The organism is Pseudomonas sp. Y3 TE3536, from assembly GCF_053629175.1.
This window is the reverse complement of sequence record NZ_JBRJHU010000001.1, coordinates 5,742,650-5,763,948: the sequence shown is the minus strand read 5'-3', so window position 1 is coordinate 5,763,948 and position 21,299 is coordinate 5,742,650. Positions and strand designations below refer to the sequence as shown.

17 protein-coding genes and 2 pseudogenes are annotated in these 21,299 nt (G+C 60.8%); 9 read left to right on the top strand and 10 right to left on the bottom strand.

The window, feature by feature from the left end; all coding sequences use genetic code 11:
* Positions 1–29 precede the first annotated feature (29 nt).
* Together AB7M33_RS25750 and AB7M33_RS25745 are read left to right on the top strand one after the other, a co-directional pair.
* Positions 30–1,241 carry a M24 family metallopeptidase gene (locus AB7M33_RS25750; RefSeq protein ID WP_265969071.1) on the top strand — a complete coding sequence of 404 codons (1,212 nt, stop codon included), beginning with the start codon at positions 30–32 and terminating at the stop codon, positions 1,239–1,241.
* Between the two features lie 122 nt (positions 1,242–1,363).
* A complete protein-coding gene (locus AB7M33_RS25745) occupies positions 1,364–2,698 on the top strand; it encodes an MFS transporter (protein ID WP_265969072.1) in 1,335 nt (444 codons plus the stop codon).
* Between the two features lie 121 nt (positions 2,699–2,819).
* Here the strand turns inward: AB7M33_RS25745 and AB7M33_RS25740 are convergent, their stop codons facing one another.
* Positions 2,820–3,812: a GlxA family transcriptional regulator gene (locus AB7M33_RS25740; protein WP_085274324.1), complete on the bottom strand. Its 993-nt coding sequence runs from the start codon at positions 3,810–3,812 to the stop codon at positions 2,820–2,822.
* Positions 3,813–3,970: 158 nt separating this feature from the next.
* On the opposite strand from AB7M33_RS25740, the gene pssA reads away from it, so the two are divergent.
* Complete coding sequence (gene pssA / locus AB7M33_RS25735; RefSeq protein WP_099429017.1) at positions 3,971–5,299, top strand: CDP-diacylglycerol--serine O-phosphatidyltransferase; 1,329 nt, start codon at positions 3,971–3,973, stop codon at positions 5,297–5,299.
* A 389-nt stretch (positions 5,300–5,688) separates the two neighbouring features.
* Here the strand turns inward: pssA and AB7M33_RS25730 are convergent.
* Together AB7M33_RS25730 and AB7M33_RS25725 are read right to left on the bottom strand one after the other, a co-directional pair.
* Positions 5,689–5,841, bottom strand: a pseudogene (locus AB7M33_RS25730) (IS5/IS1182 family transposase); the annotation flags it as partial.
* A 156-nt stretch (positions 5,842–5,997) separates the two neighbouring features.
* On the bottom strand, positions 5,998–6,774 hold the full coding sequence (locus AB7M33_RS25725) for an RHS repeat-associated core domain-containing protein (protein WP_265969075.1): 777 nt from the start codon (positions 6,772–6,774) through the stop codon (positions 5,998–6,000).
* Positions 6,775–7,037: 263 nt separating this feature from the next.
* Here AB7M33_RS25725 and AB7M33_RS25720 point away from each other — a divergent pair, with 263 nt between their 5' ends.
* Positions 7,038–8,198, top strand: coding sequence for a GGDEF domain-containing protein (locus AB7M33_RS25720; protein ID WP_027595353.1), 1,161 nt, complete (start codon positions 7,038–7,040; stop codon positions 8,196–8,198).
* 375 nt (positions 8,199–8,573) lie between these two features.
* Here AB7M33_RS25720 and ppnN read toward each other — a convergent pair whose 3' ends face one another.
* Complete coding sequence (gene ppnN, locus AB7M33_RS25715; RefSeq protein ID WP_085274328.1) at positions 8,574–9,947, bottom strand: nucleotide 5'-monophosphate nucleosidase PpnN; 1,374 nt, start codon at positions 9,945–9,947, stop codon at positions 8,574–8,576.
* Positions 9,948–9,997: 50 nt separating this feature from the next.
* Positions 9,998–11,059 (bottom strand): YeiH family protein, encoded by a 1,062-nt coding sequence (locus AB7M33_RS25710; protein WP_027595355.1) that lies wholly within the window; start codon positions 11,057–11,059, stop codon positions 9,998–10,000.
* Positions 11,060–11,171: 112 nt separating this feature from the next.
* On the opposite strand from AB7M33_RS25710, the gene AB7M33_RS25705 reads away from it, so the two are divergent.
* The 3 genes from AB7M33_RS25705 to AB7M33_RS25695 all read left to right on the top strand — a co-directional run bounded on the left by AB7M33_RS25705 (position 11,172) and on the right by AB7M33_RS25695 (position 12,814).
* Positions 11,172–12,059 carry a LysR family transcriptional regulator gene (locus tag AB7M33_RS25705; RefSeq protein ID WP_454243947.1) on the top strand — a complete coding sequence of 296 codons (888 nt, stop codon included), beginning with the start codon at positions 11,172–11,174 and terminating at the stop codon, positions 12,057–12,059.
* Between the two features lie 168 nt (positions 12,060–12,227).
* Positions 12,228–12,569, top strand: a complete 342-nt coding sequence (locus tag AB7M33_RS25700; protein WP_454243946.1) for a hypothetical protein — start codon at positions 12,228–12,230, stop codon at positions 12,567–12,569.
* Positions 12,570–12,574: 5 nt separating this feature from the next.
* Complete coding sequence (locus tag AB7M33_RS25695; RefSeq protein ID WP_454243945.1) at positions 12,575–12,814, top strand: hypothetical protein; 240 nt, start codon at positions 12,575–12,577, stop codon at positions 12,812–12,814.
* Positions 12,815–13,070: 256 nt separating this feature from the next.
* On the opposite strand, the gene AB7M33_RS25690 is transcribed toward AB7M33_RS25695, so the two are convergent.
* Positions 13,071–15,482 carry a TonB-dependent siderophore receptor gene (locus AB7M33_RS25690; RefSeq protein WP_454243944.1) on the bottom strand — a complete coding sequence of 804 codons (2,412 nt, stop codon included), beginning with the start codon at positions 15,480–15,482 and terminating at the stop codon, positions 13,071–13,073.
* Positions 15,483–16,293: 811 nt separating this feature from the next.
* On the opposite strand from AB7M33_RS25690, the pseudogene AB7M33_RS25685 reads away from it, so the two are divergent.
* Positions 16,294–16,480 (top strand): annotated as a pseudogene (locus tag AB7M33_RS25685) (hypothetical protein); the annotation flags it as partial.
* A 24-nt stretch (positions 16,481–16,504) separates the two neighbouring features.
* Here AB7M33_RS25685 and pncB read toward each other — a convergent pair.
* Both pncB and AB7M33_RS25675 read right to left on the bottom strand, forming a co-directional pair.
* Positions 16,505–17,704: a nicotinate phosphoribosyltransferase gene (gene pncB / locus AB7M33_RS25680; RefSeq protein ID WP_454243943.1), complete on the bottom strand. Its 1,200-nt coding sequence runs from the start codon at positions 17,702–17,704 to the stop codon at positions 16,505–16,507.
* The gene (locus AB7M33_RS25675) at positions 17,701–18,351 is read right to left on the bottom strand and encodes an isochorismatase family protein (protein WP_085274331.1); all 651 of its coding nucleotides are present in this window, start codon (positions 18,349–18,351) and stop codon (positions 17,701–17,703) included. Before AB7M33_RS25675 ends, pncB begins: the two co-directional genes overlap by 4 nt.
* 138 nt (positions 18,352–18,489) lie before the next feature.
* On the opposite strand from AB7M33_RS25675, the gene AB7M33_RS25670 reads away from it, so the two are divergent.
* A complete protein-coding gene (locus AB7M33_RS25670; RefSeq protein ID WP_085274332.1) occupies positions 18,490–19,200 on the top strand; it encodes an NUDIX hydrolase in 711 nt (236 codons plus the stop codon).
* A 26-nt stretch (positions 19,201–19,226) separates the two neighbouring features.
* Here AB7M33_RS25670 and AB7M33_RS25665 read toward each other — a convergent pair whose 3' ends face one another.
* Entirely contained in the window at positions 19,227–20,156 is a 930-nt protein-coding gene (locus tag AB7M33_RS25665) for a DMT family transporter (protein ID WP_454243942.1), read from the bottom strand.
* A gap of 294 nt (positions 20,157–20,450) precedes the next feature.
* Entirely contained in the window at positions 20,451–21,044 is a 594-nt protein-coding gene (locus tag AB7M33_RS25660) for a helix-turn-helix domain-containing protein (RefSeq protein ID WP_027595361.1), read from the bottom strand.
* Positions 21,045–21,299 lie beyond the last annotated feature (255 nt).

Below are 21,299 nucleotides of genomic sequence, written 5' to 3'. Positions count from 1 at the left end.
GCGTGCTCACAACGACAAGGAACCCGACCATGCACATGCCAAAAACCCTGAAGATCCGCAACGGCGACAAGGTCAAAGCGACCTTCTCCGCTCAGGAATACGCAGCCCGCCACGCCCGCCTGCGGGCCTACATGGCCGAGCAGGACATCGAAGCGGCGATCTTTACCTCGTACCACAACGTCAATTACTACAGTGATTTCCTCTACTGCTCGTTTGGCCGCCCCTATGCACTGGTGGTGACCCAGGACAAGGTCGTCTCGATCAGCGCCAACATCGATGGCGGCCAGCCTTGGCGGCGCACGGTCGGCACCGACAACATCGTCTACACCGACTGGCAACGCGACAACTTCTTCGTCGCCATTCAACAAGCGCTGCCGCTGGCCTCGCGCATCGGCGTGGAATACGACCACCTCAACCTGCAAAACCACGCCAAGCTCGCCGCCTGCTACCCCAAGGCCGAGTTGCTGGACATCGGCGCCCCGTGCATGCGCATGCGCATGATCAAGTCCGCAGAAGAGCAGGCGTTGATCCGGCACGGCGCGCGGGTGGCCGATATCGGCGGCGCGGCAGTGGTCGAGGCCCTGCGTGAGCATGTGCCCGAGTACGAAGTGGCGCTGCATGCCACCCAGGCGATGGTTCGCGAGATCGCCAAGTCTTTCCCCGACGGCGAGCTGATGGACACCTGGACCTGGTTCCAGTCCGGGCTCAACACCGACGGCGCGCACAACCCGGTCACCAGCCGCACGGTGGGCAAGGGCGAGATCCTCAGCCTCAATTGCTTCCCGATGATCGCCGGCTATTACACCGCCCTTGAGCGTACCTTGTTCCTCGACCATTGCCCGGATGATCACCTGCGCCTGTGGCAGGCCAACGTCGAGGTGCATGAGGCTGGGCTGAAACTCGTGCGCCCGGGCATGCGCTGCAGTGACATTGCCCGTGAGCTGAACGAGATCTTCCTGCGTCACGACCTGCTGCAGTACCGCACGTTTGGCTATGGCCATTCGTTTGGGACGTTGAGCCACTACTACGGTCGCGAGGCGGGGCTTGAGCTGCGCGAAGACATCGACACCGTGCTGGAGCCGGGCATGGTGGTGTCGATCGAGCCGATGATCATGCTGCCCGAAGGTCGACCGGGTGCTGGCGGCTACCGCGAGCACGATATCCTCATCGTCAACGACAGCGGCGCCGAAAACATCACCAAGTTCCCGTACGGGCCGGAGCACAACATCATCCGCAAATGATGCTGGGTGCCGGCCCCTGTAGGAGCGGGTTTACCCGCGAAGAGGCCGGCACCAACAACAATAAAATCACTGTATGACCACCAGACCCTGCCTCCAATTAGAAGAACCAGAGGGTACCCGTCATGTCCAGCACCACCCTGAACGCCTCAACCCTCGGCGGCGCCGTGTACAGCGCCGAACGCCAGGCACTGCGCAAGGCCGCGCGCGCCAGTTTCATGGGCAACTTCGTCGAATGGTTCGACTACGCCGCCTACGGCTACCTCGCCACCATCATTGCCGCCACGTTTTTCCCGCAAACCGACAAAACTACCGGCCTGCTGGCGACCTTCGCGGTGTTCGCCCTGTCGTTTCTCGTTCGCCCGCTGGGCGGCGTGGTCTGGGGCCACTTTGGTGATCGCCATGGGCGACGCAACGCGCTGTCGTTGTCGATCCTGATCATGTCGATCTCGACCTTCTGCATCGGCCTGCTGCCTGGCTATGCGCAGATCGGCCTATGGGCACCGTGCCTGTTACTGGTGATACGCCTGGTGCAGGGCTTTTCGGCGTCGGGCGAATACGCGGGGGCATCGGCCTTCCTGGCCGAATACGCGCCCCAGGGCCGGCGTGGCCTGTACACCAGTATCGTGCCGGCCAGCACGGCAGCAGGGTTGCTGTTCGGTGCGGCGTTTGTGGCGGTGCTGCATGAGCTACTCAGCACCGAGGACCTGCACAGCTGGGGCTGGCGCCTGCCGTTCCTGCTGGCTGCACCGTTCGGGCTGGTGGGCCGTTACATCCGCATGAGCCTGCAGGACACCCCAAAGTTTCTGGAGATGGAGCAGCGTCTTGAGAACAAGGCCTGCATGACCCCGGCACCGATTCGCGAGTTGCTGACCCAGCATCGCCGCAGCCTAGGCATCGGTATCGGCGTCACGTGCCTTAACGCGGTGGCGTTCTACCTGCTGCTCAGCTACATGCCGACGTACCTGTCCACAGAGCTGGGCATGACCGAGCGAGATGCATTCATTGCCTCGACGGTTTCATTGGCCACTTACATCGGCCTGATTTTCCTGATGGGGCGGCTGTCGGATCAGTTTGGCCGCAAGACCATGCTGGTGATCGCCTCGCTGCTGTTTTTGGGGCTCACCGTGCCCTTGTTCACGTTGCTCGATGGGCAACCGCTGCTGGTGATTCTGGCCATCCAGATTCTGTTTGGCGCGATGCTGGCGATGAACGATGGGACCTTGCCGTGCCTGTTGGCGGAGATCTTCCCGACGCGGGTGCGCTTCAGTGGTTTTGCCCTGAGCTTCAACGTGGCCAATGCCTTGTTTGGCGGGACGGCGCCGTTCATTGCCACTTGGCTGATACAGGCGACCGGCAGCAAGCTGGCGCCGGCGGGGTACCTGTTGGCCGCAGCACTGGTGGCGCTGGTGGCGATGCTGATGTGCCGGGAGACGGCGCATGCGGCCCTGAAGGATTGATTCAAGCTGTGCCGGCCTTTTCGCGGGCAAGCCCGCTCCCACCGGTCCCCCACCGCGCTCAAGGTGAGTGGAAATTCTGTGGGAGCGGGCTTGCCCGCGAAGAGCCCAGCACTGTCTGATGTCAGTGCAACGAAGCCTGCCGCCGCTCCCCCAGCGGCGACAACCCAAAAAACCGGCTGTAACTCTTGGAAAAATGCGCCGGCGAGCTGAACCCACACGCCAGCGCCACCTCACGCACCTGCACATCGCTACGCAACAACAGCTCCCGCGCCCGCGACAGCCGCAACTCCAGGTAATACTGGCTGGGCGTGCGCTGCAGGTATTTATGAAACAACCGCTCCAATTGGCGCACGGTCACTTCATTGAGGCTGGCCAGCTCCTCCAGCGCCAGTGGCTCCTCCAGGTTGGCTTCCATGATCGCCACCACCTGGCTCAACTTGGGCTGGGCGCTGCCGAGCAGGGTGCGCAGGGGCACCCGCTGGCGTTCGCGCTCGCCACGCACACGGTCGCACAGCAGCAGTTCGGCGGCCTTGGCGGCGATGTCTTGGCCGCCTTCTTCGCGGGCCACCAGTTGCAGCATCATGTCCATGGCCGCCACACCGCCCGAGCAGGTGTAGCGGTCGCGGTCCAGTTCGAACAGCTGGCCAGAAATGACGATACCGGGGAACTGCTCCTGCAACGTCTGCATGTCTTCCCAGTGGATGGTGCAGCGGTAGCCCTTGAGCAACTCGGCCTTGGCCAGCAGGTAACTGCCCGTGCAGATGCCGCCCAACGGCAGGCGTTGACGGGCCAGCTGGCGTAGCCAGTCGATCAAGGGCCGGTTGCCACGGCTGCGATCGATCGGGTTGGCCCCGACCACCAACAGGGCGTCCAGCGCCGGGGCGTTGCCGATGCTGTAGTCAGGCAACACGCGCATGCCGTTGCTGGCCGCCACCGGTTCATCGCTGGCGGCGATCAGCACGGTGCGGTACATCGGCCGGCGGGCCGCCAGGTTGGCCATGCGCAGGGTCTCCACCGCCGACGCCAGGCCGATGGTGGTGAAGTTGGGCAAGATCAGAAAACCGAAGGTCTTGGCGGGCGAAGGCGTTACGATTGCAGAAACGGGGTGGACCATTGCGATCTTCCTGTGCAAGCTGAGGCGTGATTCGTCGGGGGCAGTGAGAAAAACAGGCCTCGCATGATTCTTGTTGTTATAGGTCGTTACCCGGTCGATCTTACACCCCGGGCTGGTGGCCAGGAATGGACCTGAATGCAGACAGAAGGTGAACCTACGTGAACCCCGAATCCATGCTGGCAGCGCTGCCAGGTTTCGCTCTCGCGCCTGAGGCGATCCAGGTATTGCCCGATGCCGCGGCGTACCGTCGCTGCCTGCTCGAGCGCATCGCGACGGCGACCCGGCGCATCGTCATCGTCGCCCTGTACCTGCAGGAAGACGAGGCCGGGCAGGAAGTGCTCGATGCCTTGTACCAGGCCAAGGCCGCGCGGCCAGGCCTGGAAATCACCATTGTGGTTGACTGGTTCCGTGCCCGCCGTGGCCTGCTGGGGGGCGGGCGGCAGCCGGGTAATGCGGCCTGGTACCAGGCCCAGCGTCAATTGCGCGGGCTGGATGTGGTGATCCACGGCGTTCCGGTGCAAACCCGCGAACTGTTTGGTGTGTTGCACTTGAAAGGCAGCATCATCGACGACTGTGTGATCTACACCGGTGCCAGCCTCAACAACGTGTACCTGCACCGTTTCGACCGCTATCGCCTGGATCGCTATCACCTGTTCCAGTCGCCTGCGCTGGCCGATGCCATGGTCGACCTGGTTAGACGTTTGCTGCACCACACCGCCACACCGCGGCTGGACTTGCCGGCACCGCCAGCGACCCGCAGCTTGCGCGGTGACATCCGGCGTTTGCGCGCGCGGCTGCGGCGCATGGTCTATGAGGTACCCGCCGGCGAAGCGGGGCAGGGCTTGCGGGTCATCCCGCTGCTTGGCGTTGGGCGGGGCAACCCGCTCAACAAAGCACTTTGCGCACTGCTGGCCGCGGCACGCACGCAGATCATCATCAGCACGCCTTATTTCAACCCGCCTCGGGTATTGATGCGCGAAATCGACCACGCGCTTGACCGTGGCGTGCGCGTGGAGCTGATCGTTGGCGATCGCACGGCCAATGACTTCTATATAGCCCCGGGTGAGCCATTCAGTGCTAGCGGTGCGTTGCCCTACTTGTACGAGGACAACCTGCGCGCCTTTGCCCGCCGTCGCCAGGCCGCGCTTGCCAATGGCCAGCTCGAAGTGCGGATTTGGAACGACCCCGGGCACACCTTCCATGCCAAGGGCCTGTGGATCGACCAGCGTTATTCGCTGCTGACCGGTAACAACCTCAATCCGCGTGGGTTCAACCTGGACCTTGAGAATGGCTTGCTTATAGATGACGCGCAGGGGCAGTGGATCGTGCCGCGTGAGGTGGAGCTGGAGGGCATTCGCCGGCATGCGCCGAAGATCAGCTCAGCCGAAGAACTGGGCGTCAAGGCCGAGCACCCCAAGGAAGTGCGCAAGTTCCTGCGGCGATTGCGTTACAGCCGCCTGGAACCGTTGATCAAACGAGTCCTGTGAGTATCTGCAGCGGCATCACATCCGCCACCGCAGCGCAGCTCGGGTGGCCGCTGCTGACTTGATCGCAGAGCCCTGGTAGGAAAGCTCCCGGACGACGGAACGTCACATGAAGAGTAAAAGGCAAGTCAACAAAGATCTGACTGCTAGCCTCGCCGACAGCTACAGTGATGGATATTTAAGTCATGCCAGCATCGCTAGATACGGTCAACTGCGAGCCGGCGATAGCGGCGAAGTTATCAGTGCAGGCTACATAAGTAAATTTGATGGCGTCTTTGTTTTGAATAATTATTCAGGGCACTACCAGCCACCGATAGAGCGGCTAGGTCCACCCAGGGATTACCTTGAGAGGTTAGGTATGAAAATAAGACTTGCGGAGTAGGCGCTGTACGAAAAAGCTGTCGCAAACAACGCATGGAACAAGCCAGTGAAGCCATGGTGGCATAGCTTTTCGCGAGCTTATCGAAGCGTGTCACGACCCGGCGGTTCTCTTTCAGCCAGCCAAACATGCGCTCGATGATGTTGTGCTGTCGGTACTTGGGCCGAATCCCGTGGTTTCTCCAGCCCCGAAATCATTGATAAACCGTTGTTCCGGCCTATCTCGCTACGCAGCACCCGAGCAGAGCACCAAACTGTACAAAAACTCAGCTTCCGAGAGGCCTTAATTGGGTTTCTAGGGATCTCGTACAGAGCCTAAGTTACTAAAATCGCGGGTTGGTAGCGATAGGGTTATTCAACGACTTTGCCATGACGTGGTCCAATACGGCCCGGACTTGGGAACCAGCTTGTCGACGCAGATTCATGTTGAGAGACGGTGTTGAATTTATCATTTGTACAGCAGTGTCATAATCAAGGCGCCCTAAGTAAAAAGCGCCTAGCCAGGCCCCCATGGTGAGCCTGTATTCAATTACATGCTGTTCTCGCATTGCTGGAAGTGTCGCAGCAATTTGGTTGATGGTGTTGTCCGCTGCGATATATTGACCTAAAGAAATTTGTATTCTCGGACCGGTGGCGGAAGGCGGCGCCTGGAACTGCCCGCTGTTCGAAGAGGTCGTAGGTAGCACATCGCCAAGGTAGGACTGGATTGTCCCAGGTGATAGTGATCGGTTTCGGGTGGCGACCGAGACCTGAGGTGCAGTTGGAACGTTACCGGGAGCCCCCTCTGGCCTAATAACAAGCTGATCAACGCCGGTCTTCATGTGCCCGGTCGGGTCGCTGTTGTTGATAGGGTCACCTTCACAATATGCATAAGCATTTATACCTCCGGCTTCGAAGGGGCTTACGTTATCGGGCGACAAGAATCGCATAAGGATCGGACTGTAGGCGCGGTATCCATTGCCCAACCAATAGACTGCCATAAGCGAATCTTTTCTCTGACCATGGAAGCCACAGACGGTTTGAGAATACACAGATGTTGGAATAAAACCGTAGGCAGTGTAGTCACCGGGAAAATTAGGGTAAAGCTCATTTGCATTCATTTATGCAGCCATCGGAGGTGAGCGCTTCAGGCATTCTTAACGTTCAACGCTGAATGTGCTACTGGTAAAATTGCTAGGTTCATAGATGCGTAGTGAAAATGGGTACTGATACGCAACCTGGAGCACAGTCAACAACTGGAGGGTGCTGCGCTGTGAGGGCGCTTCGAATTGATATGATCGTTTGCGTGTTCCCCCTCTGAAAACCAATGGCAAACGAATACAATGAGGCGTTTCCCACGTTAACCAGATAGGCCAAACCGTCTATGGCGCTTGATCCACCCACGATGCTGACGATTACGATCGCCCTGGCAGCCGCTGCTGCTTTGTACCTGGCGATCGAATGGCGCAGCGTTCGCGAGGCTTCACTCCTGTTTTGGAGCGCGGGCTTCGCCACTATTACCGTTGGCTCCACTCTGGCCCTGTTGCGTGGCATTGGCTTGCTGTTGATCGGCATCTGGTTCGCCAACGGGTTGCTGGTGGTGGCGCATGCGTTTTTCCTGATGGGGGTGTTGCGCTTTACCCAGAACCGCCTGTCGCGCACCTGGCTGCTGATGGTGCCGGTGTGGTTCGCCTTACTGCTGCTGCCCGCGGGGCCGGAGTGGTCGAAGGTGATGCTGATGGTCAACTCGTTGCTGGTGGCGCTGTTGACCCTCAAGGCCAGCTTTTTGTTGAAGCCCCACGGCAGGTCGCTGAGCGTGGGCGCGGTGCAATTGCGCTATGTGTTGCTGATCCATGGGTTGTTCTATGTGGCGAAGGCGATCATTGCGATCACGCCGGGCACCTTGATTGACCTGGCGACCTTTGGCGGGCTGATCATTCAGATTTCCCTGGTCGAGGGGGCGATGGCGATCATGTTGATTGCGCTGTCGATGACGGGGACGGTGCGTTATCGCCGTGAAGAACGTATCGCCAGGCTGGCGGCGCGCGATCCGTTGACGGCACTGTACAACCGGCGGGCGCTGGAAGTGCGGGCGCCGCACTTTTTCAAAGAGGTCAGCCCGGCGCGGCCGGGGGCCTTGCTGTTGATCGATATCGACAACTTCAAGCTGGTCAACGATTTGCACGGGCACATTGCGGGGGATCGGCTGTTGATCGCCTTGAGCGAGATGATTCGTGCGGTGTTGCCGGAGCGGTCGCTGGCGGCGCGGCTTGGGGGGGATGAGTTTGTGATTCTGCTCAGTGAGGCGACGCGGGAGCGGGTGGTGGAGCTGGGTAGCCAGTTGCGTGAGCGGTTTCAGCTGTTTGCTGGGCAGACGGTGCCCACGCCGCAGGCGGTTACGTTGAGTATTGGGGCTAATGTGTTTGATCAGCCGCCGGTGAGTTTGGCGGCGTTGATTGAGCAGGGGGATGTGGCGTTGTATGAGTCGAAGCGCGGGGGGCGTGACAGTATTCGGCTGGTTGAGCGGGAGGGTTTGGTTTCTTGATCGTTGGTGTGGGTGTGGGTGTGGGTGTTGGTGTTGGTTTTGAGGGGGTGGTTGATCCAGCATTGGGGCGACGCTTAGTCACCTTTCCGCCCTTACGGCGGGTCACTTTTTGGCAAACGCCCCAAAAAGTAACCAAAAAGGGCTGCGCTCCATCATACGGCCCCTACGCTGCGCTTCGGGGTCCCCTCGCTACGGCCTTGCTCCCGGGAGGACCGCGCTGCAGGGCCCATCCTGGGCCCCAGCGCTTGACGGGCATCCTTGCCCGTCACCTCCCTTCGCAAGGCCTGCGCTCGGCCTCCTGAGTCGCTGAAGGTCAAAAGCCAGATCAAGATCAAGATCAAAAGCCAGCTCGAGAGCTGGCGCTAGACATCGCTTTCAGGTCACTACCTGGTAGCACGGCACATAGGCGGCACCACCCGGCAACTTCATGCGGTGCTGGTCGACGAATGCTTGTAACAATCGCCCCAGTGGCTCCAATACTGCGCTGTCGCCGCGGATCTGGTAGGGGCCGTGTTCTTCGATCAGGCGGATGCCTTTGTCCTTGACGTTGCCGGCAACGATGCCGGAAAACGCTCGGCGCAGGTTGGCGGCCAGTTCATGGGGCGGTAGCTCGCGGCGCAGGGCGAGTTCGGCCATGTTGGCGTGGGTCGGGTCGAACGGGTGCTGGAAACCCTCGTCGATCTTCAGCAGCCAGTTGAAGTGGAAGGCGTCGTTGCGTTCACGGCGGAACTGTTTGACCTCCTTGAGGCCTTCGACCATGTGGCGCGCGACTTCGGCCGGGTCATCGATGATGATCTGGTAGTGGCTTTGCGCGGCTTCACCGAGGGTGGCGCCGACGAAGGCGTGCAGTTGCAGCAGGAACTGCTCGGCACTGCGGGGGCCAGTGAGCACGACCGGGAAGGGCAGGCCTTGGTTGTCCGGGTGCATGAGGATGCCGAGCAGGTAGAGGAACTCTTCGGCAGTACCGGCGCCGCCCGGGAAGATGATGATGCCGTGGCCGACACGCACGAAGGCTTCCAAGCGCTTCTCGATGTCCGGCAAGATCACCAGCTCGTTGACGATCGGGTTGGGCGCTTCGGCGGCGATGATGCCCGGTTCGGTCAGGCCCAGGTAACGGCTGCCGTGCATACGCTGCTTGGCGTGGGCGATGGTGGCGCCTTTCATCGGGCCCTTCATTACCCCAGGGCCGCAGCCGGTGCAGACGTCCAGCTTGCGCAGGCCCAGTTCGTGGCCGACCTTTTTGGTGTATTGGTATTCCTCGCTGCTGATCGAGTGGCCGCCCCAGCACACCACCATCTTCGGCTCCACGCCTGGGCGTAGGGTGCGGGCGTTGCGCAGCAGGTGGAACACGTAATCGGTGATGCCCTGGGAGCTTTCCAGGTCGATGCGCTGGCTGGCCAGCTCGCTTTCGGTATAGACGATGTCGCGCAGGGCGCTGAACAGCATTTCACGGGTGCTGGCGATCATTTCGCCATCGACGAAGGCATCGGCGGGTGCATTCAGCAGCTCAAGGCGTACGCCCCGGTCTTGCTGGTGGATACGCACCTCGAAGTCCTTGTAGGCCTCGAGAATGGTTTTGGCATTGTCGACATGCGCGCCGGTGTTGAGGATGGCCAGCGCGCACTGGCGGAACAGGGTGTAGAGGCTACCGGTACCGACTTCGCTCAGTTGCTGGACTTCACGTTGCGACAGCGTCTCCAGGCTGCCTTTGGGGCTGACGGATGCATTTATGACATGGCGTTGGGGCATCTAAGTCTTTCCTGTGCAGGTAAAACATCCTTCTTAGACAACACCATAAGTCATGCGAAGAGCTTTTGCACACCCAGCGTAATTGCCAGCCCGCCCCCCACCAGCCAAAGGTTCAGTATCGCCCCGGTCAGCAGCGCACGTGGCCCTGCCTGGCGGATCTGGCTGAAGCGTGTCTCCATCCCCAGCGCCGTCATGGCCATGGTCAGGGCAAAGGTGTCGAGGCTATTGATCGCCTGGGTCACACTGCCAGGCAGCACCTGCAGCGAGTTCACCAATACCAGCGCCAGGAAGCCGAAAGCGAACCAGGGCATGGCGATGCGGCCGTTGCCTTGCGCCTGGCCCGGCTGGCGCGAGCGGCTGATCCACAGGCCCACCACCAGCAGCACCGGCACCAGTAGCATCACCCGGGTCATCTTGACGATGGTGGCGATGTGCGTCGCCTCGGGGCTGACGTTGCTGGCTGCACCTACCACCTGGGCCACTTCGTGGATCGTGCCGCCCAGGAACAGGCCCGCGCCCAGGGTATCCAGGTGCAGCCAGCCGGCATTGATCGCCAAGGGGTAAAGGAACATCGACAGGGTGCCGAACAGCACCACGCTGCCAACGGCCATGGCACTCTTGTGCGGGGCGCTGCGCAGCGCCGACTCGAACGCAAGTACTGCAGCGGCGCCGCAAATGGCACTGCCTGCCGCAGTGAGCAGCGCGGTGTCGCGGTCCAGCTTGAGCAGCTTCATGCCGCACCAGAGCCCGATCAGGAGGGTGCTGACCACCACCAGCAGCGAAACCGTCAGGCCCGACCAGCCGACTTCGGCGATTTCCTGCAGGCTGACCCGTAGGCCGAAAAAGGCCACGGCGATGCGCAGCAGCCCGCGGGCCGAGAAGTTGATGCCCGCTGCCCAGCTCGCCGGCACGCCATCGCGCAGCGCGTTGCCGTACAGGGCACCGGCAACGATACCGACGATCAGCGGGCTGATGCCCAGGTTGGCGATGGCGGGCAAAGCTGCCAGTTGGGTGACGGCAAGCGCGAAAAGCGCCACAAACAAAATGCCATTGAGCCGCCCTCGGGTAGAGAGGGTAGGCGCGTAGGCGGGGTGGGATGGAACCGTGGCCATGTGAGTCCTCCGGGAAAAGTATTTCGACAAGCCCTACGTTAATCTGGTTATAAGCTTATAAAAAATCGTAATTTAGGATGTGAAGTATCCGTTTAGCTGATATTTTGAATTCATGACCCCAGAACAGCTGATAACATTCGCCACCGTCGCCGAGCATGGCAACATCAGCCACGCGGCCCAGGCGTTGCACCTGTCGCAGCCCGCCGTATCCGGGCAGCTCAAGTTGCTGCAGGAGGCTTTTGGTGAGCCCCTTTACCAACGCGCGGGGCGCGGCGTGCGCCTCACGGCTGCAGGTGAGCAGTTGTTGGCCCATGCCGAGCGCCTGCGCGATACCTTCCGCCAGGCCCAGGCCCTGCGCGAGGCCATGCGCGGCCTGGAGCGCGGCACCTTGCGCATCGGCGCCAGTACCACGCCGGCCAGCTACCTGCTGCCGTACCTCATCGCCGACTTCCACGCACGCTACCCAGACGTGTCGGTGAGCACCTCCAATGGCAACACGGCTGAAATTGTCGCCGCGCTGGGCAGTGTCGATATCGCCTTGATCGAAGGGCCTCCCGGGCAGGAGTTGCCGTTGGGCACCGGGGTCACGCCGTGGCGGGAGGATGAGATCGTCGCGATCGTGCCCAGTACTCATCCGTTGGCCGGTGACGGGGCGCAGACCTTGGAATCCTTGGGGGCCTACCCACTGGTGCTGCGCGAGAGTGGCTCAGGGGTGAGGCAGATTGTCGAGCGGGCGTTTGCCCGCAGTGGCGTGGCAATGCGCGTCGCGATGGAAATCGCCGGGGTGGAAGGGGTAAAGGAAGCGGTGCGGGCAGGTATGGGGATTGGCTTTGTGTCGGCCATGTCGATTCGCCATGAGGATGGCGTGTTGCGGCGGCTGCGCATTACGCCGCAGCCGTTGGTCAGGCGCTTTTCCATCTTGATGCCCCATGCCGCCACGCCGTCGCGGGCGGCGGCGCGGTTCATGGAGTTGTGTGTGGGCCAGTCCAAAGAGGGTTAGGCTCTGTACGAAAAGTTTTGTGGGAGCGGGCTTGCCCCGCGATGGAGTGCGAAGCGCTCCTGTACCCGATATCGACTAGCGTCAAAGCCGCCGCGAATTCAGGGTTTGCTGCCGCGTTGCGGCAGATCGCGGGGCAAGCCCGCCCACACCCTGATCAAAGGACTGACAATGTATCTGCGCACCGCCCTTGCCCTAGCCGCCACCCTGCTGAGCGGCTGCGGTTCTATTGAGCACAAATCAACAGAGGCCAGGCAGCACATCAAGGAAGACCTCAAGCTGGCTGCGATCACCGACACCTCGGCCACGAGTTTTTGCTGGAAGCCCATCGGAGGCCCGGCAGCTTGCCGTGCCACACCGGTTATCAGCGTTCTCACCCCGGATAGCTTGCTTTTGGTGGACTACGAAAGCGGTGCCTACGTCCAGAAGGACATTATCAAATCGGAGAATGTGAAGTGCATTCACCACGGTGACGTAAGATTTTCTACGTTTTCACTGACTGAGTGGCTGTGATGGTCATGCCGTTGACCGACGAGCCCGGCTCCCCGGTGGTGGACAATGCTGCGTATCGGGAAAAGGCGATCAAGATGCTGCTGAGCAACGGCCAGTTCTACGTGAAACGGGAGGTTGCGCCGATGATCGTGAAGTCGAACGACAAGTATTATCAGGTCGCAACCAGCAACTTACCTAGCGGGCCGATCACCACCACGGTGGGCATCAACGTCGACCAGATCGTCAGCCCGTGCCCAGTCAAATGACGCACGCCTGATTGCAGCTATTGATAATCCACCGGCAAAAGAAAGCCCGCAGGAGGCGGGCAAGGGCGCGTCCATCACGTAGGGATAGCTTGAGCTTTCACGGGGCGTGAGAATTGAGTCAAGGAAACGTCCCAGAGATGTGACGGCACAATGACTGTCTAGGAACTGGGGCGAGTTCATAATCTCCCCGGTACGTGGTGATATGACTTGAATGGTGGCTTCCACAAGTGGCAGCCACCAGACTCAACCCTCTATGTTAAAAGGCATAGACCAACGTAGCTGTGGCGCTTCGTGGGGAGCCATACCAGCCACGTGAACCAATCGCGGTGTAATACGTTTTGTCGAACACGTTGTTGAGGTTCAGCGAGACACTGGTTTGCGGCGTGAACGCGTATTGCGCCATCAGATCGACCACGCTGTAGGGGTCTTGGGTGAACGTTTCGTCGTTTGGCCCTGCGCCTTTGTAGTATTCGGTACCCTGCCAACGAACACCACCACCCACCTTCAATTGCGGGACGGACTGCAGGCGATAGCTGGTGAAGAGTTTCAGGGTATCTCGAGGCACTTCAGTGTTCAGGCGGTCGCCGTCCGAGTCTTTGCTGACTGCATAGGTGTAGCTGGCCGAGACCTGCCAATCCGGCAGAATCTCGCCCGCCATTTCCATTTCGAAGCCACGCGTCTTGGTACCCGATTCGGCACGGTAGGCCTGGTTACCATCCGGTGCCAGGTTGCTGCCGTCGGCGACCGCCAGGTTGTCCTGATGCACCTCGAACACACTGAACGCCGTGGTCAGGCGCTTATCCCAAAACTCGCTCTTGAGGCCGAGCTCGTAGTTCACACCCTCCAGAGGATCCAGGTAGGTGCCTCCAACATCTTTGTTGCTCTGCGGCTTGAAGATGGTGGTGTAGCTGGCATAGGCCGACCAGTTTTCGTTGAGGTCGTAAACCAGCCCAAGGTACGGGGTGACAACTCCGGTCTCGCTGCGCGAGGTGCGGCTGGTGTCGCCGGATGGCAAAGCAGTGGAGACTTCATCCCGTTGCCAGTCGATTACCCGTGCACCAGTGATCAGCGACAGGTCATCGGCCAAGCTCCAGCGTACGGAAGCCACCAGGCCGTCCTGGGTTTCATCCAGAGCGTCTTTCGAGGACTTGGTGTGGATGGCATCTGGAATCGCCAGTGAGCCGTCCCACGTGTATATGTTGTCAATGTCCTGGAACGACCACAGCGGGTAACCGTCGTTACGGTAGTAGGCTCTGTAGTGACTGGCGCCGAGGTAAGCTTGGTGCTCGCGGGAGAACAGCTCAAACGGGCCCGATGCCGAGAAGTCGAATGAGGTCTGACGAGGCTCGCCGGCCCAACGGCCAGTCCAGGTATTGATACCGCTGCCATCAGGGTTGACGGTGCCACTGGCGGCAGTCGCGAAGGCGTCATCGTAGCTGCGACGACTGTGCTCAGCGTTGAACTTCAAATGCCAGCCATTGGACAGGTCGTGATCCAAGGTGCTGAACACGGTTTTGGTTCGACGCTTGTGATAGCTCCAGTCCGAAGCCGAGTTGAACGAGCGGGAAGGGCTGAAGTGGCTGCCATCGGTGTTGAACATCGGGAAGCCGTGGTTGCCAGCTCCATCGCTGTCCATCTCCTGATATTCCGCGCCTACGGTCAGCATTGTGCTGTCGGTGATGTCCCATTCCATCACGCCATATGCCGCCTGCTTTTCCAGGGATTGGCGATCAACGTAGCTCTGGCTGTTGGTGTTCGAGGCGACGAAGCGTCCTCGCACATTACCGCTGTCTGTCAACTTGCCGGACACATCCAATTCTTGGCGGTAGTTATCCCAGGAGCCCGCTTTTAGGGTCAGCTTGCGTTGCGTTTCGAGGGTCGGCTTCTTGCGAATCAGGTTCACGGTTGCGCCGGGATCTCCGGTACCGGACATCAACCCCGTCGCGCCGCGCACCACTTCTACCCGGTCATAGCTCACCATGTCGGAAAGGTCGTCTCGGAAGCCATAGGTATCAGGTCGATTGATGCCGTCGACCTGGATGCTTCCGACCTCGAACCCGCGCACGTAAATGTGGTTAGCGTCGCTGCCAGCCGGCCCCATGCTGTCCACGACTACCCCAGGGGTCTGCTCAAGCACCTGGGCAACTTCATTCAGGTTCTGATCTTCGATCTGCTGGCGGCTCACCACGCTGATAGATTGCGGGGTTTCGCGAGCGGAGAGACGTAGGCCGGTCGCGGTATTGGCTGAGCCGGTGGTGTAGCTGCCGGTGCCTTCGGTGGTCGCGCCCAAGCCCACGCTAGACACGGTGGTGGCTGCAAGTTCCATTGAACCATCCTGGCGGGGACGAACCAGCGCGTAACGCTTGTCACCGGCTTGCTGTACCTGCAGGCCGCTGCCTTGCAGCAGTTGCGCAAAGCCTTGCTCCAATTCGTAGTTGCCTCGCAGTCCTTCGCTATGCAGTCCCGCCACTTCCTCACGGCTGAAGCTAACAACAACCCCGCTGGCAGTGGCGAATTTCTTCATAGCGCTAGCCAGGGAACCCGCTGGGATACTGTAAGCAACAGGCTCGGCCCATACAGTGGCGGTGGTCAGCAGCGTGCTAGACAGGCTGACCGCGAGCGCGGCTTGGCGAAAGCGGGGGGCTGAGGAAGCAAAACGAGCGGACATCCATTGACTCCTGTTCGATGAAATGCGGAGGATTCCATTAAGAATGGTGTTGCTAATGGTAATCCTTCGCATAAAGGCGGCGCGGATAGTCCTTCCTTTCCCTCGCGGTTGTCAATTGGTGTTTTGCAGTTTTGTGACGGCCGCGTCGCGGCCATTCTGCTAGGCGGGAAAATTCTGTCGCACTCAGTGATGGATAGCTTGTTATGAGGCCATTCAGCAGGCGTCTCTACTCGATCTTTTCGATTCTGCCGCCGCACGCCTCGAATTTCTCGTCGTAACCAGAGCGGCAGTAATTCGATATCTTGGTGGGACTTGGGGGCGGTGGGCATGAATTGGGCATGTTGAGAGTGTTGAAGTGCTCGCACTGCTGCGTGGAGCGTAACTGTGTCTCGTGGAGCGAGTCGAAATTATCCTGCTGATTTTTGACATCGGTTTCACACGCATTCACCTTTGCATCGAGCTTCCATCAACGAGCATGTGCGTATTCACGGCCATTGCCATCAGAAATCCTGTGGTGGAATGGGGGGAGAGCAGGGCGTTCTGGAGAAGCTGGGTGGCAAGGGGCAGGTCATTGCCGCTGCTGTTGTGGCGTTGCAGGTGCGTACGCATACCACAGCAAAACTGCTCCGATTGCGAAGATCATCGGTGAGCATGAGTTCAAGCCTCACATCGACAAGATTCCGCAGGAGGCAGCGGTAGTTGCGGATGGCTTCAGCTGTCGAGGACAGATTCGAAATGTGAGCGGCAGGGAGGCCGTCAATGTTGACGGCGCCTGCGTCATTGACGATCACCGCCGTGCCGGTGCTGTCCTCATCCGTTGGCCGTTGACCAGGTGCAGACCTTGGAAACCCTGGTGCCTACCCGTTGGTGCTACGCGAGAGTGGGGCGGGGGTGAGGCAGATTGTCGAGCGGGCCTTGTGATGCCCCATGCCGCCACGCCTTCGCGGGCGGCGGCGCGGTTTATGGAGTTGTGTGCGGGCCAGCCGAAAAAGGGTTAGCAAAGCTGGCCTCTCGCGGCGGCATCAACCCACCTTGAACACGTGCTTGAGATACGCCACGAAGTTCTCGTCCCGGCATTGGGTCTTGCCCGGGCTGTCGGAAATCTTCGCCACCGGCGCCCCATTGCACGCCGTCATCTTGATCACGATGTTCATCGGCTCCACTCCCGGGATATCGCAGGTGAGGTTGGTGCCGATGCCAAAGCTCACGTTAATCCGCTCATGCAGTGCGCGGTACAGGCCAAGCGCCTTGGCGAAATCCAGACCATCCGAGAAGATCAGCGTTTTGCTTCGCGGGTCGATCCCCAGTTTTTCATAGTGGGCAATGGCCTTTTCTGCCCATGCCAGCGGGTCGCCCGAGTCGTGGCGCAGGCCATCGAACAGCTTGGCGAAGTACAAGTCGAAGTCCCCCATGAACGCGTCCATGGTGATGCAATCGGTCAAGGCGATGCCCAGTAGCCCGCGGTATTCCCGTACCCAGCATTCCAGCGCAGCGGCCTGGCTGTCGACCAGGCGCGGGCCCAGTTGCTGGTGGGCCATGAACCATTCGTGCGCCATGGTGCCGATGGGCTTGAGTTCCAATTCGCGGGCCAGGTGCACGTTGCTGGTGCCGACCAGGCGGCCAGGGAAGTCGTGCTTGAGAATGTGCACGACCTGCTCCTGGACCCGGTACGAGAAGCGCCGTCGGGTGCCGAAATCGGCCAGTTGAAAGCCTGCCAGCTCATCGGCACTCGCTTCGGCCTTGAGCCAGTCAAGCTTCTGGTACAGCCGCTCGCCCACGTGTTCCATCACCACTTCCCGATAGCGGTAGCGGTTGCGCACTTCGCTGATGATTGCCAGCAGCGGGATCTCGTAGAGGATCACGTGCAGCCACGGCCCGCGCACGCGGATTGCCAGCTGCCCGGCGTCGTCCAGGCCGACCTGCACGTAGCGCAGGTTGAAACGGAACAGGCTCAGAAAGCGAATGAAGTCCGGTTTGATGAACGGGATTTTTTCGAGGTAGGCCAATTGGTCGTGGGTGACGGTGACATCGGCCAGTTGCTCGACCTGGTAGCGGATTTCTGCCAGGTAAGGGGAGAGGTCCTCACCGTTACGGCAGCGGAATTCCCATTCCACCTCGGCGTTGGGGTAGTTGTGCAGCACCGCCTGCATCATGGTGATCTTGTAGAAGTCGGTGTCCAGCAGGTTCTGGATGATGCGCGGGCCGAAAACGCTGTCACTCATGGGCGGTCTTCCTTGATCAGCGAGAGTTGGTAGTCGAGCGCGGCTTCGTCGCCGCAGAGGATGACACCCTCGGCGGCCAATGCGCCGCAGGCAGCGATGGCGCCGGCCTGGGTGAGGGCGCGGCAAGCCGGCAGGTACAGCAACACCTGGAACCCCGCTCGGCGCAGCTGGTGGGCGGTGGTCTTGACGCAGTAGTCCAGGGCCAGGCCGCCGACGATCACGGCGCCCACCTGCTGCACCTTGAGGTATTCGATCACCCCGGTGGAGCGGCGTTCGGCCAGGTCGTGGTAGCAGGCGCCATAGGGGTGCAGGTCGGGTTCGACGCCTTTCCACACGAAGTAGTCGTAATCGATGGGGGCGGGCAGGCCAGGCAGCAGTTCGAAGCCGGGTGTGCCTGGCACGCAGTGGCTGACCCAGGTCAGGTCGGCATTGGCCAGCGGCAGCGGTTGCAGCATCTGGGCCGGGTCGGCAACCACCCAGGCTGCATTGGCCGGGTGAGCGTCCTTGCTGCCCAGGCGCAAGTCTGCACGCAGGGCCATGGCGTTGAGGTCGGCGGCGATTTCATCGCCCTCGGGCACGGGTAGTTCCTGCGGGGCGTTGGCGGTGAAGCCGTTTTGCGCGTCGACATCGAAACTGGCGATCTTCATGGTGCTCTCCTCGCTGGCATGGCTATATATTCCACCTGGTGCATTAAGTGTGTCAAGCACTAGCTAATGAAACAAAGCCCCTTGTGCTACTTAACTGCTCTGGTGGATTATTGAGTTACTGAAGCGTGGAGCGTTCCCTTGAGTAGCACTGAAGTCTTGGCCAGCGTCGATATCGTCGCCCTGCGCATGGCCCCTGAAGCCCAGCATCTGCAAGTGTTGTTGCACCGCCGTGAGCGCGAACCGCACGCCGGCCAGTGGGCCTTGCCGGGTGTGATCGTCAACGGCCGTATCCCCGACACCAGCCTGGAAGGCGCGGCCGACCGCGCTTTGCGGGAGAAGGCCCGGGTGGTGCCGTGCTACATGGAACAGGTGGGGACCGAAGGCAATGCGTTCCGTGACCCGCGTGGCTGGTCGCTGAGCACCTACTACCTGGCCTTGCTCGCCCCTGGGCAGACCGTTGAAGGTGAGCAGCTGGCGTTTGTCGATATGGACAGCGTGCTGGGGCGCAAGGTGCTCTTGCCCTTCGACCACAACTTGCTGGTGGAGCGCGCCCGCGAACGGCTGGCGGCGAAGACTGTGTATAGCAGCTTGCCGCTGTACCTGCTGGCCGAGAAGTTCACCGTGCTCGATGCCTTGGGGGCAGTGCAGGCGTGCCTGGGGCAGGCGGTGAACAACACCTCGCTGCGCAAACGCCTGGAGCGCTTGCGCGAGCTGGGGTGGGTGAGGGATACCGGGGAGAAGAACCAGCCTAAGCTGGGTAGGCCGCAGCAGTTGTTTCAGTACACGCCGCAGGGGGAGCGGCCGTTCATGTTTGACCGCAGTTTGTTGCCGGAAGGCGGGCTGTCTTAACTGCGGGCAGGCTACTGTCGCTGGAGCTAGTGCGCGCAGCGGCTGGTATCACCGTGCTCCGCCGGCGCCTTGCGCGCCGCAGCCAGCAGCGTCGCCAACACGATCAACGCCGCCCCCGCCGCCATGCGCACACTCGGCTGCTCGCCAAACAACCACCACGCCCCAAGAATCGCATACACCGGCTCCAGCGCGATGATCATGCCGGCGGTACGCGCTTCAAGGCCTTCCAGGCTCTTGACGAACAGGAACTGCGACAGCCCGGTGCAGAACACGCCCAGCAGCGCCAGGTTGAGCCAGTCGTGGCTACCCAGGCTGGTGCTGCCCAAGTGGGTGAAGGCGAACGGTGCCACCAGCGCGGCCACGACCACGTTCTGCCAGAACGCCACCTGCATCGCGTTCATGCTCGATGCGCGGCGGCGGTTAGCGACCGTCAGCAAGGCGAAGGCAAGGCCAGACCCCAAACCCCACAGCAGGCCGACAGTGCCTTTGTCGAGCAGGTCGAAGGTGGGCACGACCAGCACCAGGCCTGCCGTCACCATCAGCAATAACAAACCTTGGGTGGTGCCAATGCGTTGGCCGAACACACCGCGCTCGATCATGGCGATAAAGGCGGGGAAGCTGGCAAAGCCCAGGGTCGCCACGGCCACCCCACCGACCTTGACGGCAATGAAGAAGGTCACCCAGTGGGCAGCCAGCAGCGCGCCGGTCAGGCCGAGGATTGGCAGGTTGCGCAAGGTCAGGGCGTCGAGCAAGCGGGTGCCCTTGAGCCCGGCGACGAAGCCCAGGGCAATGAAGGCAAAGGTGGCGCGGCCGAAGGTGATGATGCTGGCGTCGGCTTCGATCAAGTGGCCCAAGATGCCGGTCAGGCCGAACAGGACGGCGGCGATGTGGGCAACGAGCAGCGCGTTGCGGTGGCCGGTGGAGGCACCGGCTACGGGGAGGGAGGTAGCGATCATGGCAGTCAAATTCTTCACAATGTGCGCGCGCAAGCACTCCCGGCCGACGCGTCGCGGGTCTTCAAAACTGGGAGTTTTATCGTTATGAGCCCGGACGAATTGCCCGGTGCAAAAAGGCGCCACAGCGTTGGAATTGTGAAGCGAGGCTGTTTACTCGCAATTACCGCGTCTGCCAGCCCACGGCGCGGGGCTGGCTGATGTGTGTATTATTTTTGTATACAGGGTTGCGGGGCCGGTCGCGGGCGACGTCTGGTTGTCTGATCGCGACATTGATCGTTGTCGCGCCGCGCCGCCTTACTCTTCGCCGTAGTTCATGATCGACAGCAGGCGGATGGGCACCTGCACGAGCTGCTCCGGCCCGTGCGGGGTTTCGCCATCGAAGGTCAGGCTGTCACCCGCGTGCATGTGATAGAGCTGGTTGCCGTGGCGGTACACCAGTTCACCCTCCAGCAAATGCAGGAACTCCGTGCCTGGGTGGGCGAAGGTCGGGAACTCTTCGCTGGCGTCATCCATGCTCACCATGTAGGCCTCGAAGTGCTTCTTCGGGCCCCTGGCGTGATTGAGCAAATGATAGGTGTGGCCCTTTTCCGTGCCCCGGCGCACCACCTCCAGCCCTTCACCGGCCTTCACCAGCAGTGCATTGCCGTCAGGTTGGTCGTACTGGCTGAACAGCTTCGCCATCGGCATACCCAGCACATCGCACAGGCGGCTGAGGGTATCGAGGCTGGTGGACACCTGGGCGTTCTCGATTTTGCTCAGCATCCCTTGGCTGATACCGGCGATGCGCGCCACATCGGCGAGTTTGAGGGACTGGGCCTGGCGCTGGCGCTTGATCTGCAAGCCCAGGTACTGCTCCAGGCGAAGGCGCGGTTGGGTTTCGGTCGGCATCTAATGTCCTGCACGGTTTCAGTTCAAGAATAAAGATTTCGCACTGAGAAAGGGCGAAATGCTGCTGCGGTGGCAGCCGTTTTCCTCAGGTGAAAACAAGTTTCCCATATCTACAACGGAATTTCCTGGGTAATGGCGGCTGGCCTCTTCGCGCCGAACCGCCGCGAAAAGGCCGGTGGAGGTAAACCTGGCAAGCGCTTTGCATTCCTGTGATGAAAGTAAGTTTCCCATGCGGAATTACAAGCAGCCCCTTAC

What these genes read in the sequence shown, in the direction of transcription:
- AB7M33_RS25750 (WP_265969071.1), top strand. Translation starts at nt 30, where the DNA reads ATGCACATGCCAAAAACCCTGAAGATCCGCAACGGCGACAAGGTCAAA.
- AB7M33_RS25745 (WP_265969072.1), top strand. Translation starts at nt 1,364, where the DNA reads ATGTCCAGCACCACCCTGAACGCCTCAACCCTCGGCGGCGCCGTGTAC.
- AB7M33_RS25740 (WP_085274324.1), bottom strand. Translation starts at nt 3,812, where the DNA reads ATGGTCCACCCCGTTTCTGCAATCGTAACGCCTTCGCCCGCCAAGACC.
- AB7M33_RS25725 (WP_265969075.1), bottom strand. Translation starts at nt 6,774, where the DNA reads ATGAATGCAAATGAGCTTTACCCTAATTTTCCCGGTGACTACACTGCC.
- AB7M33_RS25720 (WP_027595353.1), top strand. Translation starts at nt 7,038, where the DNA reads ATGGCGCTTGATCCACCCACGATGCTGACGATTACGATCGCCCTGGCA.
- ppnN (WP_085274328.1), bottom strand. Translation starts at nt 9,947, where the DNA reads ATGCCCCAACGCCATGTCATAAATGCATCCGTCAGCCCCAAAGGCAGC.
- AB7M33_RS25710 (WP_027595355.1), bottom strand. Translation starts at nt 11,059, where the DNA reads ATGGCCACGGTTCCATCCCACCCCGCCTACGCGCCTACCCTCTCTACC.
- AB7M33_RS25705 (WP_454243947.1), top strand. Translation starts at nt 11,172, where the DNA reads ATGACCCCAGAACAGCTGATAACATTCGCCACCGTCGCCGAGCATGGC.
- AB7M33_RS25700 (WP_454243946.1), top strand. Translation starts at nt 12,228, where the DNA reads ATGTATCTGCGCACCGCCCTTGCCCTAGCCGCCACCCTGCTGAGCGGC.
- AB7M33_RS25695 (WP_454243945.1), top strand. Translation starts at nt 12,575, where the DNA reads ATGCCGTTGACCGACGAGCCCGGCTCCCCGGTGGTGGACAATGCTGCG.
- AB7M33_RS25690 (WP_454243944.1), bottom strand. Translation starts at nt 15,482, where the DNA reads ATGTCCGCTCGTTTTGCTTCCTCAGCCCCCCGCTTTCGCCAAGCCGCG.
- pncB (WP_454243943.1), bottom strand. Translation starts at nt 17,704, where the DNA reads ATGAGTGACAGCGTTTTCGGCCCGCGCATCATCCAGAACCTGCTGGAC.
- AB7M33_RS25675 (WP_085274331.1), bottom strand. Translation starts at nt 18,351, where the DNA reads ATGAAGATCGCCAGTTTCGATGTCGACGCGCAAAACGGCTTCACCGCC.
- AB7M33_RS25665 (WP_454243942.1), bottom strand. Translation starts at nt 20,156, where the DNA reads ATGATCGCTACCTCCCTCCCCGTAGCCGGTGCCTCCACCGGCCACCGC.
- AB7M33_RS25660 (WP_027595361.1), bottom strand. Translation starts at nt 21,044, where the DNA reads ATGCCGACCGAAACCCAACCGCGCCTTCGCCTGGAGCAGTACCTGGGC.